Below are 17,528 nucleotides of genomic sequence, written 5' to 3'. Positions count from 1 at the left end.
AATTGAACGCTGGAAACGGCGCCGGCTCACGCACCCGAGACCGTGACGATGCAGCAGGAACGACGGACTGACGCGCAGGCTTCCACCCCGGCGAGTGCGCTCCGACTTGACTGCGGCGGCCAAGCGGACTCTGTCCGGATCGCCAGCATGCAGCTTGCATCGCAACAGGCTCGGCGGCGCGCGCGATGGCTACGAGGCGAGAACGACTTGACGATGGTTGACGCTATGATCGCCCGGGATACGCCACGACCGCTGCCAACCACCGACGATCCGCGCTCGCTTCGCCGGCGCGAAGATGAGCGCTTTCTCACCGGCCAGGGCGCCTATCTCGACGACCGAGCGCTCCCCGGCGAACTCGGCGCCGCCGTGCTGCGCTCCCCGCATGCCCATGCCCGCATCCGCTCGATCGACACGCAGGCGGCCATGGCGATGCCCGGCGTGCGCGGCGTCTATACGGCCGCCGACCTCGACGGGCTCGGCCCGCTGCCGTCCTATATCGTCGTCGCCACGGTTGAGCCGCTGATCGTGCCGCCGCGCCTGCCGCTGGCCGACGGCACTGTGCGCCATGTCGGCGACCCCGTCGCTTTCGTCGTCGCCGACAGCCTGGCGCTGGCGCGCGAGGCCTGCGAGCAGATCGCGGTCGACTACGACATCCTGCCTTCCGTCACCGATCTCGCCAGCGCGCCCGAGCCGGAAGCGGTCCAGATCTGGCCGCAGGCGCCGGGCAATCTCGCCTTCCGCTTCCGCCGCGGCGATCCGGCCGCCGTCGAGAAGGCCTTCACCCAAGCAGCTCATGTCGTCAGCTGCGACCTCGTCAACAACCGCATCGTCGCGGCGCCCCTCGAACCACGTATCGCGGTCGGTCGGTTCGACACGGCGACAGGCGTCTATCATCTCGAGATCAGCGGCGCCTCGGTCCACGCCATCCGCCGCGAGCTGGCGGAGGGTGTCTTCGGCCTGCCGCTCGACCGCATCCAGGTCTCCTGCCCCGATGTCGGCGGCGGCTTCGGCATGAAGAACGTGACCTATCCCGAACATGCGCTGGCGCTCTGGGCCGCGCGCAAGCTCGGCCGTCCGGTGCGCTGGAGCGCCGAGCGCATCGAGGACTTCACCGGCGGCGTCCACAGCCGCGACAATGTCAGCACGGCAAGGCTCGCTCTCGACAAGCGCGGCCGCTTCCTCGCACTGGCCGTCGAGACGCTCGCCAATCTCGGCGCCTATGTCTCCTCGCTCGGCCCCGGCAGCTCGACCAACGCGCCCGCCGCCGCGATGGGCGGGCTCTACGACATCCCGGCGATGACGATGGATGTCCGCGGCGTCTTCACCAACACCGCCCCGATCGACGCCTATCGCGGCGCCGGCAAGCCCGAGGCGAACTATCTGATCGAGCGCCTGATCGAGGCCGCCGCGCGCCAGCTGCGCATCGATCCGGCGACGCTGCGCAAGCGCAACTTCATCCGCAAATTCCCCCATCGCTCCGCCTTCGGCATCACGATCGACTGCGGCACCTTTGCCGAGAACCTCGACAGGGTCCTGCTGGCCGCCGACCGGGTGGGCTTCCCGGCCCGCAAGCGCGCCGCGAAAAAACGCGGCAAGCTGCGCGGCTTCGGTATCGGGTGCTTCCTCGAGACCTCCCGCGGCCAGCCCAATGAGGAAGCCTGGCTGCGCATGCGCGAGGACGGCACCATCGACATGGCGGTCGGCACGCAGTCCAACGGCCAGGGCCATGAGACCAGCTTCGCCCAGGTCGCGGCGGCACGGCTCGGACTGCCGGTCGAGACCTTCAATCTGGTGCAGGCCGACACGGCGCGCGTCCCGCGCGGCGGCGGCCATGGCGGCGCGCGCTCACTGCATCTCGGCGGCACGGCGCTGGTCATGGCGGCCGGCGATCTGATCGCCAGGGCAAAGCCCATCGCGGCGCAGTTGCTGCAGGTCGGAAGTGACGACCTCACATTCACCGAGGGGCGCTTTCACGCTGAGGCCGGCTCCGACGGCCTCAGGCGCGAGATCGACCTCTTCGCGATCGACCGGCATCTCCGCGACAGCACCGGGTCCGCGCTCGAAAGCCATGGCGACAATGTCTGCGACGTCATCACATTCCCGAACGGCGCGCAGGTCGCCGAGGTCGAGATCGACCCGGAGACCGGCGCAATCTCGCTGGAGCGCTACATCGCGGTCGATGATTACGGCACGCTGGTCAATCCGCTGCTGACCGAGAGCCAGGTGCATGGCGGACTGGCCCAGGGCATCGGCCAGGCCCTGCTTGAGGAGGCGGTCTACGATCCCGATTCCGGCCAGCTCCTCAGCGCAACCTTCATGGACTACGCCATGCCCCGGGCCGACGACTTGCCGTTCTTCGATCTCCAGATGGTCGAGGTGCCGACCAAAGCCAATCCGCTCGGCGTCAAGGGTTCGGGCCAGGCCGGCTGCATCGGCGCGCCGCAGACCGTGATGAACGCCGTGCTCGACGCGCTGCGCCCGCTCGGCGTGACCCATCTCGACATGCCGGCTACACCGGCGCAGGTCTGGCGCGCGATCAGGGATGCGAAGGCAACGCAGACTTAGGCCATCACCAGTCCGCCATCGACATGCAAGGTCTGGCCGGTGACGAACTCGCTCCAGTCGGAGGCGAGGAACAACACCGGGCCGGTGACATCCTCAGGCGTCGCGATGCGCCCGAGCGGCGTCTGCGCGATCAGCGCCTCCTTCACCGCCTCACGGGTGTTGCGGCTCGCATCCGTCGGCCAGACCAGCCCGGGCGCTACGCAGTTCACCCGGATGCCGAGCGGCCCGAGCTCGGTCGCAAGATTGCGGCTGAAGCCGATCAGCGCCGCCTTCGCCGTCGTATAGTCGTGATAGGCGATGCTCGGCCGCGCCACGAGATCGGTCGCGATGTTGACGATCGAGCCCCGCCCCCGCTTGCGCATCAGGGGCAAGGCTGCCTGGCAGACATTGTAGGCCGCCTTCAGCGCGCCATCGACCTGCGCCTGATAGGCCGACCACGGCGTTTCCCAGAAGCGCACCCGGTTGTCGGGATCGAAGACATAAGGCGCGAACGCGTTATTGACGACCGCGTCGAGCCGGCCAGCCTCCTCGGCGATGCGCGCCAGCATCGCCTCGACATCGCCGGGCGCGGTCACGTCGGCGGCAATCGCGAGCGCCTGCCCGCCGGCCGCCCGGCAGGCCTCAACGACCGCCTGCGCCGCCGCCTCGCTGCGCCGGTAATTCACGATCACCAGCCCGCCTTCGGCGGCGAAGGCCTTGGCGATCGCCTTCCCGATGCCTCGGCTCGCACCGGTGACGAGGATCACCCTGTCGCGGAATTTCATCGTCTATGTCCGCTTTTGCTTATCAAAACTCATATCAGAAGCGCAGGTCATCCCGGGCGACCGCAGGGAGAGCCGGGATCCATGCCTGAACCGTTCCGGCATGGATCCCGGGTCTGCGCTTCGCCCGCCCGGAACGACACCGCCTTCTTTGAGAAGGTTTGCGCTCACGGGATCAGATCCGATTTCACCACCTGCCCCATATCGAGCGGCTTTCCGATCAGCCCGAGCTTGTGGAAGGTGTCCGCGCCCTTCTGCATCAACTCCGGATCGAAATGGCCGAGCCCCTTCGCGCCGGTCGTCGGCGACACCGTCGAGATGTTGCGCAGCTTGATGATTTCGAGGTTAAGCGCCTCGTCGCGGCCGTTGATGGCGCGGGTCACGGCGATCTTCGCCGCTTCCTGGGGCTTCGCGATCATCCAGGCCGCGCTGTCGCGATAGGCTTCGAGGAAGCGCTTCAGAACAGGCTTCTTGGACTCGTAGGTTGCTTCCGTCACCACGAAGATGTCGCTCGGCAGGTTGAGATGATCCTTGACCTCGATCACGTCGAAATCGGCGAGCCCCTTCGACTTGGCCACCAACAGCCCGGTATCGGTCGCAGCCGTGGCGTCGACCTGACCCTGGATCAGCGGCGCGAAGTTGAGCAGGCCGGTGACCTCGATCGTCGCATCCTTCTCGGTCAGCCCGACCTGATGCAGCAGTACCTGCAGGTTCTGCCGCGTCCCGCTCGACAGCGAGTAGACACCGATCCGCTTGCCCTTGAGATCGGCCGGACCCTTGATGCCCTTGGTCTTGGGCGCGACCACGTTGAAGACGTTCTGCGGGTAGATGTTGTAGATCGCGACCAGCTTCTCACCCTTGTCGAGCGCGAGATAGAGCGCGGCTGGATCGGTGAAGGCGATATCGGCCTGCCCCGCCAGCATGTTCTGGATGGCCGAGCCGCCGCCGGTACCGGGCACATAGCCGAGATCGATGCCCTTCGCCTTGAAGAACCCCTTGTCCGGCTCGGCCAGCAGGTTGGTGATCTCGCTGATGGGCTGGCTCCAGCCGGCGACCGTGATCTTGTCGAGTGGCTGAGCCTGGGCGGATGACATCCCGATCAGGCTTGCCACGAGGCCAGCTGCCACCCTCACCGTCATCCCGGGCTTGCCCCGGGACCCATCGGAGGCCTCCGGAGCTCTACGATGGATCCCGGCGCTCCGCTTCGCTCCGGCCGGGATGACGAGCCTCTTTCGGGCAAGGCTTGCGAGACGGGACCAACACGTCGAGAACATGGGACTTATCCTTTCAGATGATGGCGCAGCAGCAGCCGCTCGGCCAGGAGCGCCGCCTGGTAGAAGGCCATCCCGAGCAGCGTGATCACGATGAAGAGCGCGAACATCAGGCTCGAATCCATCACACTCTGCGCCGCGATGATCGAGGCGCCGAGCCCCGCCCGGCCGCCGATGAACTCGCCGACGACGGCCCCAACCAGTGCCAGCACGACCGCGACGCGAAGCCCCGCGAGGATCACCGGCAAAGCGCTCGGCAATTTCAGGCGCAGCAGCGTCTGGAGGCGGCTCGCGCCGAGCATGCGGAACAGCTCGCGCCTCGATGGATCGACCTGCGACAGCCCCGTGAGCGTGTTCTCCATCAGCGGGAAGAAGCAGATCAGCGCCGTGATCACCACGGTCGGCGCCATGCCGAAGCCGAACCAGATGATGAAGAGCGGCCCGAGCGCGAGCTTGGGCACCACCTGGCTGGCGACGATGTAAGGATGCAGCAGGCGCCGCAGGAATTCAGCCTCCGCCAGCATGATGCCTGTGCCGAGCCCGACGACGCAGCCGAGCGCGAGGCCGAGCACCATCTCCGTCGCGGTGATCCGCAGATGCGGCATGAGCCGTCCCGTCGCGATCTCGCTCCACAGCGTCGCGAAGACCGAGGACGGCGCCGGCACGATCAGCGCCGGCACGGAGCCGAGCCGGCACCAGGCCTCCCAGCCCGCGAGCAGGAGGAACAGAAGAACGACGGAGGCGAGACGCAGCTTCATGGCGCTTCGTCCATGGCCTGCCGCAGCTCCCGGCAGAGTGCGTTGAAGGGCTGTTCGTAACGCAGCTCGCGCCGACGCGGCCGTGCCAGATCGATCGCCAGCGCATGATGCAGCCGACCCGAAGCCATGATCGCGACGCGGTCCGCCAGATAGACGGCTTCGGTGATGTCGTGGGTGACGAAGAGCACGGTCGTCGCGTGGAGAGCGCAGAGCGCCAGCAGATCGTCCTGCAACTCCTCGCGCGTCAGGGCATCGAGCGCCGCGAAAGGCTCGTCGAGCAGGAGCAGGTCGGGCTGCGCGACCAGGGCGCGGGCCACCGCGACGCGGCTCTGCTGTCCACCGGACAATTGCGCCGGATGCCGCTGCGCATAGGCGCCGAGCGAAACGAAGTCCAAAAGCTCGCGCGCCTTCTCGCGATCCCGGGGGCGCAGGCTACGCTTCAAAGAAAGCGGCAGCAGGACATTGTCGAGGACGCTCAGCCAGTCGAGCAGTGTGGGCTGCTGGAAAACGAAGCCGATCCTGGAACCCGGCCCATCGAGCGCCGCGCCCGCGATCCGCACCGAGCCCCGATCGGGCAGTAGCAAACCGGCCGCGAGCTTGAGCAGCGTGGTCTTGCCGCTGCCGCTGCGCCCGACGAGGCAATGAAAGGCGCCGCGCGGGATCGCCCAGTCGACACGGTCCACGATCGCCGGCTCCGCGCCATAGCGGTAGCTCGCTTGCTCGATCGCGACGAACTGATCCTTTGCCGGCTCAATCGACATTGGGAGCGAACCCTTCGGCGGCCAGTTCTGCCGATTGCTCGATCTCCGTGATCGTCACCAGATCGAGGAGGTTGAAGCGGCCGTCATTGTGCCAGCCCGCCTCCGGCGCGGTCATCCGCCCGAAGGCGCAGATCCGGGTCACGCCCGCTTCCCCCAGCAGCGCGGCGATCCGGAACAGCTCCTCGGGCGACGCCGCAACCGCCGCGCTCTGCAGGAATGCCCGGAATGGCGCGACCAGCGGCGCAACCGCATCGAGGCTCTCGACCGCGACGATCCTGAGCGTCCGGTTCAGGCCGCTCGGCGCCAGCGCCTCGGCTGCATCGAAATAGGCGACGCCCCACGCATCCCCGGCATCGCCCAGGACAACGCGGCCCGCATCGTCGAAGCTGCGGATCTCCTCGGCATTGCGCCAGGCGGCGACTCCGGCCGCCTCCGCAACCGACAGCGCCCGGCGCGGATGCGTCCGCGCAAAACTCGCCAACTCCCGCGAGACCTGTTCCGCGAACTCGCGCGGCGAGACCTTGCCGCCGCGCTCGACGAAGAGCATCTGCGGCGAGTAGCAGCCCTGCTGCTCGTAGCGCATCACATCATGCGCAGCGAGGCGCGCCAGCGGACCGGCCTTGCGCGAGTCCAAAACCGCCGCCGAGACGACGCCGAAGCCGATCTTGTGGCCATGGGCTAAGAAGCGGGCCGTGATCGGGACACGCTCCCGGATCGCGGCCAGTGCATCGTTGCGGCCATAGGCGACGATCGTATCCGCCTCGTTCAGCCAGACGCGCTCGCTTTCCGCATCACCACCCTTCCACCAGACGATCGCGAGGCACTCGGCCAGCTTCGGATCGATCTCCGCGAGCACCTGCGCGAACCAGCCGGCCAGCAGCGGCTCGGCGCTCGCGACCTTGCCGACGCTGCCGGCCTTGACGAGAAGCCCGGAAATCAGGCTCCAGAGCGGCAGGCCGGGCACGTTGCCGGCCCAGATATGCAGCAGCAGTTCTGGCCCGTAGGCGCGCGCGAACCCACCCTTCATCGCCGGCTGGAAGGCGTCGAGAATGCCCGGATTGGCGAAATCCTCCGCCAGGAAGCGCTGGAGCTGCGGCGCTCGAAATGTCCGCAGATAGCCCGACAATCCCAGCCGCACCGTCTCCCGGTCATAGCCGGTGACGACCGGCAGCACCGCTTCCGCCTTGCGCCGCCAGGGATCGTCGCGATCAAGCAGCCGCGCCACCGCCTTGTCGATGGTCGCGACGATGCCCGCAGTGGGCAGCGTCTTGAGATAGGCGCGTGCATTCTCCCGCACACGGGCCGCCAGCGCGACGCTCTGCGCTTCCGTCAGCAGGGGCATGCGGACCTCGACCGCCTCGCCCCAAGCTGAAAAGCTCACAGGCCGCCATTCGACCTCGTCGGTCGACAGCCCCGGCAGATGCCCGGCGTACTCGATCACGATGTCAGCCTCGCGCCGCCTTGAGGAATTCCTCGACGGCGAGCGAACAGCCCTTGGAATCGGCGCCATCGACCCGGCCGAAGAGCTTGAAGCCGCCCTCGACGATGACCCCGGCATCCTCGGTCAGGATCGCCGAGACGCAGTTGAAATGGGCGAGGTCGTGATGCACCAGCACGCCGGTCGCCCCCTCCGGCAGGTCGCGCCCGCTCACCGGGTCGACCACACGGCTGCGGATCCAGTGCGGCCCCGATTTCACCGGCGGGCAGATCGCATTGCCGTCATCGTAGACCTGCGTGCTGAGTTCGGTCATGCCGTACATGTTGATGCAGAGACTACGCGGCAGGCCGAATCTCGCGGATAGCGCATCGTAGAATGCATCCGCGCCCATCTCGCGCGACTGGCCCTTGAAGCCGCCGGTGTCGAGAATGCGGCTGCCCTGCGGCAGCACGAAGCGCTTGCCCGCCTCCGCCAGCGCGTCGAGCAGATGCACGAAGCTCCAGCTCGCCCCGAGCAGTGCATAGGGCTGCCCCGAAGCCTGCGCCCGCTCCAGCGCCGCGATCGTCCGGGCAAGGTCGATCCCGCCCGAACCGATCAGATACTCGCTCGCAGGCAGGCCGCATTCGCTCTTCGCCAGGGCAAGGTAATGCGCCAGCGACGAGTTCGGCATCGCCTCCTCGTCGGGGAACAGGATGCCCATCTCGATGCGGTCGAGCCCTCGCATGAAGCGCTGGCGGAAATTCACCAGCATCGAGCGATCATAGACTGCGAGCGTCGGGTGGAAGCTCTTGCCTCTCACGCCCTGCGTCGTGCCGCTGGTCATGAAGACCCGCTCCGCCGCCTCGGGCGGACAGCAGCTCAGCGCCAGGTCCTTGAAGGCGGTGATCGGCACGGCCGGAATGTCGCGCCAGTTGCGCACGGTCAGCGTGGTGCGCCCGCGCTGGATGGCGAAGCGGCGATAGGGCTGGTTGTGCGCGAACTGATAGCCGAAGACGGCCAGCGCTATGCGCTCGAACGCGGCTTCATCAGCCTCGCCCCGGTCGATGAAGGCGAGCAACGCCTCGATGATCTCAGCTTCCGTCACTTCCAGCCGCGCCTTCCCGCGAGGCCCATCACGCAAGGCGGGATGCCTTGCACGGGGGCCGAGATCCGGCCTCTGGCGCGAGTTTGGAAAAGGGGCGGCGATCCACCCGATGTCCCGCATCCCTACGCCGGTATGAGCCGGATCAGGTTCGGAGGGTCACCGCGTTGTCCGGGCTTGGCCCGAACCGGCGGAATCTCAGCCTCCTAGCGAGGCCCCCCTGGGAACAGTCGGCACCATGACGGCGCGCCTGTCATGATGTCAAGAATGCGCTATTCTGGTCGCGGTGCCGGAAACCTTCACGGCGCGCGGCGCGTTGTCACGTCGAGCGCGCGGGAAGCGGGTTCCGGCACATCACCGAGGATCGACAGGCCTCGGCTGCGTCATGCGTCTGGCAGGCAAGCGAAGGCTCCAAGGAGATCCCGCATGAACCCCACGCGCAAGAACCCTGCACTCGAGATCGAGGAACAGGGCCGCCGCCTCGCCGAGGCGGAAGGCCCAGCCGCCCTTCATCAGGTCAGCCTGCGGACGAATATCCACGACGAAGGCAGCGATGCCAACGACACGGAGGACGGGCTGACTGAATCGGAGGAAGCGGTACGACACGCGGCCGAGGATATCCCTACGGGGCAGCGCCCGGAAGGACCGATCGAGAGCGTGCCGGTCTTCGACAGGGGCTCGTTGCCGCCCAGGATCTGAAACCTCCGCGCTCCGAAATGCCCGGTGTCGGAGAGCGGCGGGCGCGTTCTCTGGGCGAGCGTGCGCTCGGCATACCCGATTGCCGGGTTGTCGCCATATCCCTTTGGCTGGAGGCCATGGCCACGCTGTCCTAACCGTCCAGCACGGGGCCCGCTTCCGAAACGGCCATTGGCAGTGCCGGCTGCCATGCTGCCAGAGCGCCGCGCCCCGTCTCGGTCAGCGCGTAGACGCCGCGCCCGGATCGCTCGAACCAGCCATAGACGTTCCGGTGCAGTATCTTCTGCGCATCGGGGCAGGTCGGCTTGAGGTCGCGCGGACGTTGCGGCGCCGCAGTCATCGCCGCGGCGCAGGCGAGCGCCTGCTGGCGATAGGCCGTCATGATCGGCCGGCGCGTCCCGCCGCCCGCGACCGGATCGCCCTGACGTCGCTTGTGTTCGTCGACGAGCCGGGACCGGCGCCGGGGATCCTTGCGCGGCGTTGGCGTCACAGGCGAGACCAACACCTCGACCTGCCCGGATGCCGTCACGCCCAGCAAACCGAAGCCCAGGCGCCGGCAGAGATTGCGATAGCGCGGATCGCTTTCCCTGCCCTTGCCCTTGGCGGAAAGCGCCGCCGCCAGCCAGATTTCATCGCCGAGGCTCATGCGGTCGACGCCCTGCAGGACCAGTTCGAGGTTGAAGCTCATCTTCAACTCGCCGATCACCACCACGGACGGATCATCGGGCCGCAAGCCCACGAGGTCGCAATGCCCCACCTCGCCCTTCACGCTGTAGCCGAGGCTCTCGAGGAAGCGCTTGACGGGGAGATAGAGCGACGTTTCCACGGGACACCTCGGGCCGGCCAATGCCCATTATGCCGCGACAGACGTTTCCGAGAGGCAAACGCCGCCGGACCCGCCTGCGCCCGCAGAATCGGTATCGATCAACCCACGACGACGTAGATCTTCCGAACGGTCTCGATCGTCTTCCAGACGCCGACATAGCCCGGCTTCATCACAAAGCTGTCGCCCGCCTTGAAGATGCGGGGCGGCTCTCCCTGTTCCGTCAACTCGACGACGCCGGAGAGGATGTAGCAGAACTCGAAGGCCTCGCCCTTGATCGAGCGGGTCTCTCCGGGCGTAGCCTCCCAGACTCCCGTGTGAACGCTGTCGTCGCGGGACACGTCCTGCGCCCAGGTCTTGAAGGAAGGATCGCCCGCGATCAGCCGGTCGGCGGCCGCCTTGGAGTGCTGGGGCTCGCCGGTGGGCACAAGGTCGAGGGATACCAGATAGGACATTTGATCAACTTTCTTCGGAGAGGATTTTCAGGGCTGTGTAGCGCTTGAAACACCGGTTGAAGGACGACGCGAAAGGTTTGCCGCGCAGGGCCGCTGATCGGGATCACGTCCCCCGAAGCCGAGATGGCGCCTTCCTTTCCCTCTTCAGAACTTGCCGTCGGGACGCAGGCGCGTGCCGTCATGCAGGCGGGAATAGCGGAAAGGCTTGAGATCGACGGCGGGCGTTCCGCCCGTCACCATCTCCGCCACCGCCTCGCCCGTGCCGGGTCCGATGCCGAAACCATGGCCGCTGAAGCCCGTCGCGATGAAGAGACCGGGCATCGCCTCGACCGGCGACATCACCGGAATGAGGTCGGGCATCGAATCGATCGCTCCGCCCCAGCTGTCGGCGACCCCCAGCGAGGCCAGCTCGGGAAAGGTCGTGTGGAAATCGGCCATCGCCCGTCCGAGCAGCTCCATGTCGGCCGGCGGATCGATGATCCTCTGCTTCTCGAAGGGCGAGACCTCCTCCGCCTTCCACCGGCCCCTGAAGAGTTCGTCGAAGAAGGCCCTGCCGAGACGGATCTTCAGGCCCTTGCGACGCATCAGATACATCGGCAGAAACTTCATGCCATAGCGCATCAGCGACGGCGTCAGATGCACCGTGCCACGCCCGCTCATCGCCACCGTGTAGCCTTCATCCGTGCGGCGGCGCACCGCGAAGCCCGGCGTCGCGACGCATTCCGCCACGAGATCGGGCCCCGCCGCCGTGCGCGCGACCGAGCCGTGCACGACCGCCTGCGGCAGGTCGATGCCGTGGCGGCGGCAGAACAGGGAAGACCAGGCGCCGCCCGCGCAGAGCACCGTGCCGGTGCGAATGGTGCCGCGCTCGGTGACGACACCCGCGACACGCCCGCCCGCCGTCTCGATCAGGCGTGCGGCCCAGTTTTCCAGCACGACGGCGCCGTGCTGGCGCGCCGCCCGCGCGAGGAAGGGCGCGGCCCTTGATGGCTCAGCCCGACCGTCGGTTGGAGTATATAAGCCCCCGATCCAGCGCTTCTTGCTACCGGGCGTGCGCGCCTGCGCCTCAGCCGCCGTCAGGATCCGGCTATGAACCTGATATTGCTGCGCCCCTTCACGCCAGCGCTCCCAGCCCGCGAGTTCGGCGGGGCTGTCGGTGACGAAGACGACGCCGGTGCGGCGGAAGCCGAGATCGGCTCCGATCTCCTCGGGCAGGCTCTCCCAGAGGTCGAGGCTCCGGCGGGCCAGCGCGAGCTCGGCGAAATCGCGCCCCTGCTGCCGGCACCAGCCCCAGTTGCGGCTCGATTGCTCGGCGCCGACGATCCCCTTCTCCAGCACGACGGTGGAGATGCCCTTTCGCGCCAGGAAATAGGCGGTCGCGATGCCGGCGATGCCACCGCCGATGATCACGACGTCGGCCGCGGGAGGAAGCGCGCTGTCGGTTTCGATGCGTTCGAGGGGCTGATGCAGCATGGACTCACGGGCTCGAAGGCCCGTCCTTGATGAGAGAAGACGCGAGCGGCTTCAGGCCTCGATGCCGATGCGCTCACGCATCTGCAGCCACCAGCCATAGGAAGGTGGCCATTTCTCCCAGCCGGGATCGCTGCCGAGCGCCTGCGCGGCGTGGAGCGCCCAATGCGGATCGGTCAGCGCCTCGCGCCCGATCGCGATCAGGTCGGCCTGGCCGTTCTGGAGAATGGCTTCGGCCTGCGCGCCGTCGAGGATGACGCCGACGGCCATGGTCGGCACACCGGTATCGCGGCGGATCTGCTCGGCATAGGGCACCTGATGGCCGCGCTTCAGCTTCCGGCGTTGCTTGGCGTAATCCATCATCGAGTTCTCGGCGCGGATGCCGCCCGAGGAACAGTCGATCAAATCGACGCCGCGCGCCGACAATTCGCGGGCGAGCGTGCAGCTGTCCTCGATCGTCCAGCCATCGCTGCGGTCGTCGAGATCCTTGCGCCAGTCGACGCAGGAGAGCCGGAAGAACAGCGGCTTGCCCTTGGGCCAGTGGCGGCGAATGCTCTCGGCGATTTCGAGCGCGAAGCGCATGCGCCCGGCGAGGTCGCCGCCATAGCCGTCCTCGCGTTTGTTGGCGACCGGCGAGAGAAAGGAGTGGATCAGATAGCCATGGGCGGCATGCACGTCGATGACGTCGAAGCCGGCCTCGTCGGCACGCCTCGCCCCCTGACCATAAGCCTCGACCAGCGCCGCAATCTCCTCGACCTTCAGCGCGCGCGGTGCGCGCCAATGCGCGACCGAACCCGTCGTGGTCGAGCTCACCGGCGTCCAGGGCACCTCGCCGCGCGCGGCTTCCACTTCGGTGAGGGAGTTCAGCCCCTCCCAGGGTCGCTGGCGCGAGGATTTCGGCCCGGCATGGTGAAGCTGGGCCGCAGCGACAACGCCTTCGCCATGCAGGAAGTCGACGATCCGGCGCAGCGGCGCGACCTGCGCATCGTCCCAGAGGCCGAGATCGCCATAGGTGTTGCGCCCGATCGGATCGATGATCAGCCCTTCGGTCATGACCGTGCCGGCGCCGCCGATGGCGTATTTGGCGAGGTGCTGGAAATGCCAGTCCGTGGCGCGCCCGTCAGGCGCGGCCTTGTACATCTGCATCGGCGCAATGACGATCCGGTTGGGGAAGGTCACGTCGCGCAGCCTGAAGGGGCTGAACAGCAGGGTCGATGCCTTGCCGGCATCCGATAGGCTGGCGGTGCTCATCATGCGGCCCCTTCGCTTTTCCCGATTGCGCTACGCCGTCACTCCGCAGCGACGGGCACGGCCGCGCCATCGGCGAAAGCGGAGGCAGGTGGCAGATCCTCGAAGCGCGCCGCGAGGTCGCCATAGGCAGCGAGCAGTTCGCCCGTGCCGCCATCGCGGCCGGCCTTGCGACCGTCCAGCACGCGGAAGAGTTCGTGCTTGACGAAGAAGCGCCAGGTCACCGGCACTTCGCGCAGAATCCGCGTCAGCAGGGCATAGCGCGCCTTCGTCCAGACGCTCTCGAAAGCGACGCGGCCCGGCCCATGGCTGAAATGCTCGGTCGTCGCGACATCGGCCATGGCCTTGCGCAGCTTTGCCGTCTCCGCTGCATCGACGGAACCGTCGTCTCGCAGCGCGACGCCATAACTTTCACGCGCCTTGGCCGGGCTGACGAAGCCGCAACGCACGTCGTCGACGACCTTCTCGACCGGGCGCTCATGGGCCGGGCCGTAGCCGCCTGCTCCGGGCCCGATCAGCCGCAGCGTATCGCCCGGCTGAAGCGGCACGATGTCGGCGTTGCGCAGCTCTTCCGGCGCCGGACCATAGGGGTTGCGCGTAAAGCTCGAGGCCGCGCCGGGCTGACCACCCTCGACGCCCCAGGCCGAGATCATGCTGCGGTCACGGTTGCGGGCCGTGACCATGGATTGCGGCGCGAAGAGCTGGAACTCCATCATCAGCGCCGAACCGCCGCGATGCAGGCCGGCGCCGCCGGAATCCGGAACGAGCCCATATTTGTGGATGCGGATCGGAATCTCCGACTCGCTGATCTCGACGGGGGTGTTCTTGAGAAAGGACATGTTGGCGCCGCTGCCTTCGGCGCCGTCCTCATAGGGGTCACCGCCGGCTCCGCCGCCGCAAGGGCCGATCGAAGCCATGATGGTGCGGCCTCCGCGTGTGGTGGTGCGGACATTGACGAGGCTCAAGCCATTGCCGGGCGAGGCCGGCAGCTTGTCCGGCAGCGCGCGCGTGAAGGCGCCGACGATGACGGCCTGCAGGACGTTGCTGAGCAGGCTGCGCATGCCGACCGCCGCCGGGAACTCGCAGTTCACCACCGTGCCGCTCGGCAGGATCGCATCCAGCATCCGCACGGTGCCGGAGTTCAGGATGATCGTCGGGTCGAGCGTGTAGAGGACATAAACCAGTCCGACGGTGATCAGCGAATGCCGGGGATTACCGCCGGTCGGCATGTTGAGCGAGGAGACGAGCTGCGGATCGGTGCCCGTGAAATCGAACAGCAGCGTGTCGCCGCGCACCTTCACCGTCAGATTGATGCGAACCGGATAGCCGTTCGGCCCATCCTCATCGGCATAATCGGCGAATTCGTAATCGCCGTCGGGGATCGTTTCGACCAGTGACCGCGCCTGCTCCTCGGCATAATCCAGAAGCTGGTCGAGCCCGGCCTTGAAAGCCTCGACGCCGAAGCGCTCGATGATGTCATGGACCTTGCGCTCGCCCACCTTGAGGCAGGCGAACTGGGCGTTGAGGTCGCCGCGATTTTGCTCGGGCACGCGCACGTTCAGCTCGAGCGTGCGGATCATCTCCTCGTTCATCACACCGTCGCGGACGAGCAGCGTCGGCGGGATGCGGATGCCTTCCTGATGGACCTCGGTCAGCGTGCGCGAGAGGGAGGCCGGCACGGCGCCGCCGACATCGGTGTTGTGGATGTGGTTGCCGACGAAGCAGACGAGCTCGCCGCCATAGAAGACAGGCGCCCAGAGATGCATGTCGGGCGAATGGGTCGCGACATAGCCGCTATAAGGATCGTTCGTGCCGTAGACGTCGCCCTCGCGATAATCGTCGAACATCTTGATCACAGGGCCGTAGTCGAGCCCCGTGTACCAGGTCGCACCCATGGTCATCGGCGATGCGACGGTCGCGCCCCGGCTGTTCATGAGCTGGCAGGAGAAATCCTCGGTCTCCTTGACGAAGGTCGAGTAGGCCGTCCGCATCAGCGTGTAGCCCATGCTCTCGGCGGCCGCCGCGCAGTGATTGGCGAGGACCTGAAGTGTGGCCTTGTCGATGATCATGCCGCAGCTCCCAGAACGATCCGCAGATTGCCGAAAGTATCCACGCTGACGTTGAAGCCGCCCGGCACGATGGTGGTGCAGTCGTCCTGCGTGACGATGGCGGGGCCGGCAAAGCTCTGGCCGGCCAGAAGCTCGGCGCGCCGATAGACTGGCACAGAACGCTTGCCGCCATCGACGAAGGCCTCGACGCTGCGGTCGGACTTGGCCGGGCCGGGCCTGAGCTCGCTCTTCGGGAATTCGGGCTTTTCCGTCTTGCCGACGATGACGAGGCGGGCGGTGATGAGCTGGACGGGAGCGTCGCGGTCGGCATGGCCGTACATGCGCTCATGCGCGAGGTGGAAGGCTTCGACCAGCGCGTCGAGCCGCCCTTCCGCGATCGCCGCGGCATCGAGGGCCGCGTCGAGCTCGAAGGACTGGCCGCGATAGCGCATCTCGGCCGAGTAGATCAGCTCATGCGGACCGCCATAGCCCTGGTCGTCCTTCAGCCAGGACAGGGCGGCCCTGCGCAGCTCGGCGAAGGTCTGCTGCAGCACCGGCACCGCGTCGGGGCCAACGTCCAGATAGAGCGTGCGGATGAAGTCGTTCTTGAGATCGGCGATGAGGCCGCCGAGCGCCGAAAGGACGCCCGGCGTCGGCGGCACGACGACCTCGCGCATCTTCAGCTCGCGCGCCAGGAAGCAGGCCATCATTGGCCCGGCCCCGCCGAAGGCGAGCAGAGAAAGGTCGCGCGGATCGACACCGAAGCGCGAGAGCAGGCCGCTGCACTCCGAATACATGCCGGAGATCGAGATGTTGATGATCGCTTCGGCGGTCTCCTCGACCGAGCGGCCGATCTTCTCGGCGAGTTCGCCGACAGCCGCACGGGCCTTTTCGACATCGACCTGGACGGCGTTGTAGCCGAGGTCGGAATGGCCGACGAGGCCCGTCGCCACGAAGGCGTCGGTGATGGTGGCGCGCGTGCCGCCGCGCCCGTAGCAGGCCGGGCCGGGACGAGAGCCGGCGCTCTCGGGCCCGACCTTCAGCACGCCGAGCCGGTCGACCCAGGCGATCGAGCCGCCGCCCTCACCGATCGATGAGACCGAGACCGAGGGGATGAAGATCTGGAAGTCGCCGATGCGCTCGCCGACGCCGTATTGCGGGGCGCCGTCCTTGATCAGGGCGACGTCGGCCGTCGTGCCGCCGATATCGAGGCTCATGCAGTGCTCGATGCCGCACATCTCCGCGACATAGCTTGCGCCGATGACGCCCGAGGCCGTGCCCGACAGGATCATCTGCACGCATTGCTGTTTGCCCTGCTCGGCGGTCATGATGCCGCCATTGGACTTGGTCAGGCGCGGATCGGCGGGAACGCCGACATCCTTGAGCGCCTTCTGCAGCGAGCCGAGATAATGCGAGACGCGCGGCTGGACATAGCCGCCGATGACGGCCGTCACTGTCCGCTCGTACTCGCGCACGATCGGCCAGGTCTCGCTTGAGCAGAAGACGGGAAGGCCCGGCGCGACGCGCTCGATCACGGCCTTGGCCTGCCTTTCCTGCGTGCCGTCGCGATAGGCATGGAGGAAGGAGATAACGATGCCCTCGGCGCCGGCCGCGACGGCGCCCTTGACCGCAGCCTCGACTGCAGCCTCGTCGAGCGGCTGCGCTACGGAGGCATCCGCCAGCATGCGTCCGGGGATGCCGAAGACCATGTCGCGGGTGACGAGCGGGGCCGGCCGCTTCGAGAGCAGGCTGTACATGTTGGGAATCTTGAGCCGCGCCAGTTCCAGCACGTCGCGGAAATGCTCGGTGACGAACAGCGCGAGCTTCAGCCCCTTGCGCTGGACGACGGTGTTCACGCCGACCGTGGTGCCATGCGTGAAGTAGACGATCTCCTCGGGCGGCACGCCGTAGCGCTCTGCCAGGCCCTTCACGCCCTCGAGAACCTCGGCGCCCGGCTGGTCGGGCCGCGAGAACACCTTGAGAGAGCGCAGGGTCTTGGCCTGCTCGTCGAACACGGCGAAGTCGGTGAAGGATCCGCCGATATCGACCCCAACACGGTAGCCCATATGCTCTACTCCGGCACGCCTGACGGCACTCTCGCCGCCGACGCTGCTGATTGCGCTTGCTGGTTGAAAGACTGTCGGCGATGGCGA

General features: G+C 67.3%; 14 protein-coding genes and 1 riboswitch. Of the genes, 2 read left to right on the top strand and 12 right to left on the bottom strand.

Annotation, left to right across the window (positions count from 1 at the left end; all coding sequences use genetic code 11):
- Positions 1–213: 213 nt before the first annotated feature.
- A complete protein-coding gene (locus AC1RMY_RS01025; RefSeq protein ID WP_492862079.1) occupies positions 214–2,565 on the top strand; it encodes a xanthine dehydrogenase family protein molybdopterin-binding subunit in 2,352 nt (783 codons plus the stop codon).
- On the opposite strand, the gene AC1RMY_RS01020 is transcribed toward AC1RMY_RS01025, so the two are convergent.
- From AC1RMY_RS01020 to AC1RMY_RS00995, 6 genes are all read right to left on the bottom strand, one after another.
- Positions 2,562–3,329, bottom strand: a complete 768-nt coding sequence (locus tag AC1RMY_RS01020) for a 3-oxoacyl-ACP reductase (RefSeq protein ID WP_492862078.1) — start codon at positions 3,327–3,329, stop codon at positions 2,562–2,564. The genes AC1RMY_RS01025 and AC1RMY_RS01020 overlap by 4 nt on opposite strands.
- Before the next feature lie 164 nt (positions 3,330–3,493).
- Positions 3,494–4,453, bottom strand: a complete 960-nt coding sequence (locus tag AC1RMY_RS01015) for an ABC transporter substrate-binding protein (RefSeq protein WP_492862077.1) — start codon at positions 4,451–4,453, stop codon at positions 3,494–3,496.
- A gap of 152 nt (positions 4,454–4,605) precedes the next feature.
- Positions 4,606–5,355, bottom strand: a complete 750-nt coding sequence (locus AC1RMY_RS01010; RefSeq protein WP_492862076.1) for an ABC transporter permease — start codon at positions 5,353–5,355, stop codon at positions 4,606–4,608.
- A complete protein-coding gene (locus tag AC1RMY_RS01005) occupies positions 5,352–6,116 on the bottom strand; it encodes an ABC transporter ATP-binding protein (protein WP_492862075.1) in 765 nt (254 codons plus the stop codon). The genes AC1RMY_RS01010 and AC1RMY_RS01005 overlap by 4 nt, the downstream gene beginning before the upstream one ends.
- A complete protein-coding gene (locus tag AC1RMY_RS01000; protein ID WP_492862074.1) occupies positions 6,106–7,557 on the bottom strand; it encodes an acyl-CoA reductase in 1,452 nt (483 codons plus the stop codon). The genes AC1RMY_RS01005 and AC1RMY_RS01000 overlap by 11 nt, the downstream gene beginning before the upstream one ends.
- A gap of 4 nt (positions 7,558–7,561) precedes the next feature.
- Positions 7,562–8,638, bottom strand: coding sequence for a LuxE/PaaK family acyltransferase (locus AC1RMY_RS00995; RefSeq protein WP_492862073.1), 1,077 nt, complete (start codon positions 8,636–8,638; stop codon positions 7,562–7,564).
- 100 nt (positions 8,639–8,738) lie between these two features.
- Positions 8,739–8,867, bottom strand: a riboswitch (TPP riboswitch).
- A gap of 194 nt (positions 8,868–9,061) precedes the next feature.
- Between AC1RMY_RS00995 and AC1RMY_RS00990 the strand changes: the two genes are divergently transcribed.
- Entirely contained in the window at positions 9,062–9,334 is a 273-nt protein-coding gene (locus AC1RMY_RS00990; protein ID WP_492862072.1) for a hypothetical protein, read from the top strand.
- Positions 9,335–9,464: 130 nt separating this feature from the next.
- Here AC1RMY_RS00990 and AC1RMY_RS00985 read toward each other — a convergent pair whose 3' ends face one another.
- From AC1RMY_RS00985 to AC1RMY_RS00960, 6 genes are all read right to left on the bottom strand, one after another.
- The gene (locus AC1RMY_RS00985; protein WP_492862071.1) at positions 9,465–10,157 is read right to left on the bottom strand and encodes a DUF2161 domain-containing phosphodiesterase; all 693 of its coding nucleotides are present in this window, start codon (positions 10,155–10,157) and stop codon (positions 9,465–9,467) included.
- Positions 10,158–10,255: 98 nt separating this feature from the next.
- Positions 10,256–10,609 (bottom strand): cupin domain-containing protein, encoded by a 354-nt coding sequence (locus tag AC1RMY_RS00980; protein ID WP_492862070.1) that lies wholly within the window; start codon positions 10,607–10,609, stop codon positions 10,256–10,258.
- 144 nt (positions 10,610–10,753) lie between these two features.
- Positions 10,754–12,082: an NAD(P)/FAD-dependent oxidoreductase gene (locus AC1RMY_RS00975; RefSeq protein ID WP_492862069.1), complete on the bottom strand. Its 1,329-nt coding sequence runs from the start codon at positions 12,080–12,082 to the stop codon at positions 10,754–10,756.
- 51 nt (positions 12,083–12,133) lie between these two features.
- Positions 12,134–13,333, bottom strand: a complete 1,200-nt coding sequence (locus AC1RMY_RS00970) for an NADH:flavin oxidoreductase/NADH oxidase (protein WP_492862068.1) — start codon at positions 13,331–13,333, stop codon at positions 12,134–12,136.
- A 35-nt stretch (positions 13,334–13,368) separates the two neighbouring features.
- Positions 13,369–15,396 carry a hydantoinase B/oxoprolinase family protein gene (locus tag AC1RMY_RS00965; protein WP_492862067.1) on the bottom strand — a complete coding sequence of 676 codons (2,028 nt, stop codon included), beginning with the start codon at positions 15,394–15,396 and terminating at the stop codon, positions 13,369–13,371.
- Entirely contained in the window at positions 15,393–17,441 is a 2,049-nt protein-coding gene (locus tag AC1RMY_RS00960) for a hydantoinase/oxoprolinase family protein (RefSeq protein WP_492862066.1), read from the bottom strand. Before AC1RMY_RS00960 ends, AC1RMY_RS00965 begins: the two co-directional genes overlap by 4 nt.
- Between the last annotated feature and the right edge of the window lie 87 nt (positions 17,442–17,528).

It is taken from the genome of Allobosea sp. GW822-FHT03F07 (assembly GCF_058801345.1).
Note: the sequence above shows the minus strand (reverse complement) of the source record. Positions and strands in the feature narration are given on the sequence as shown.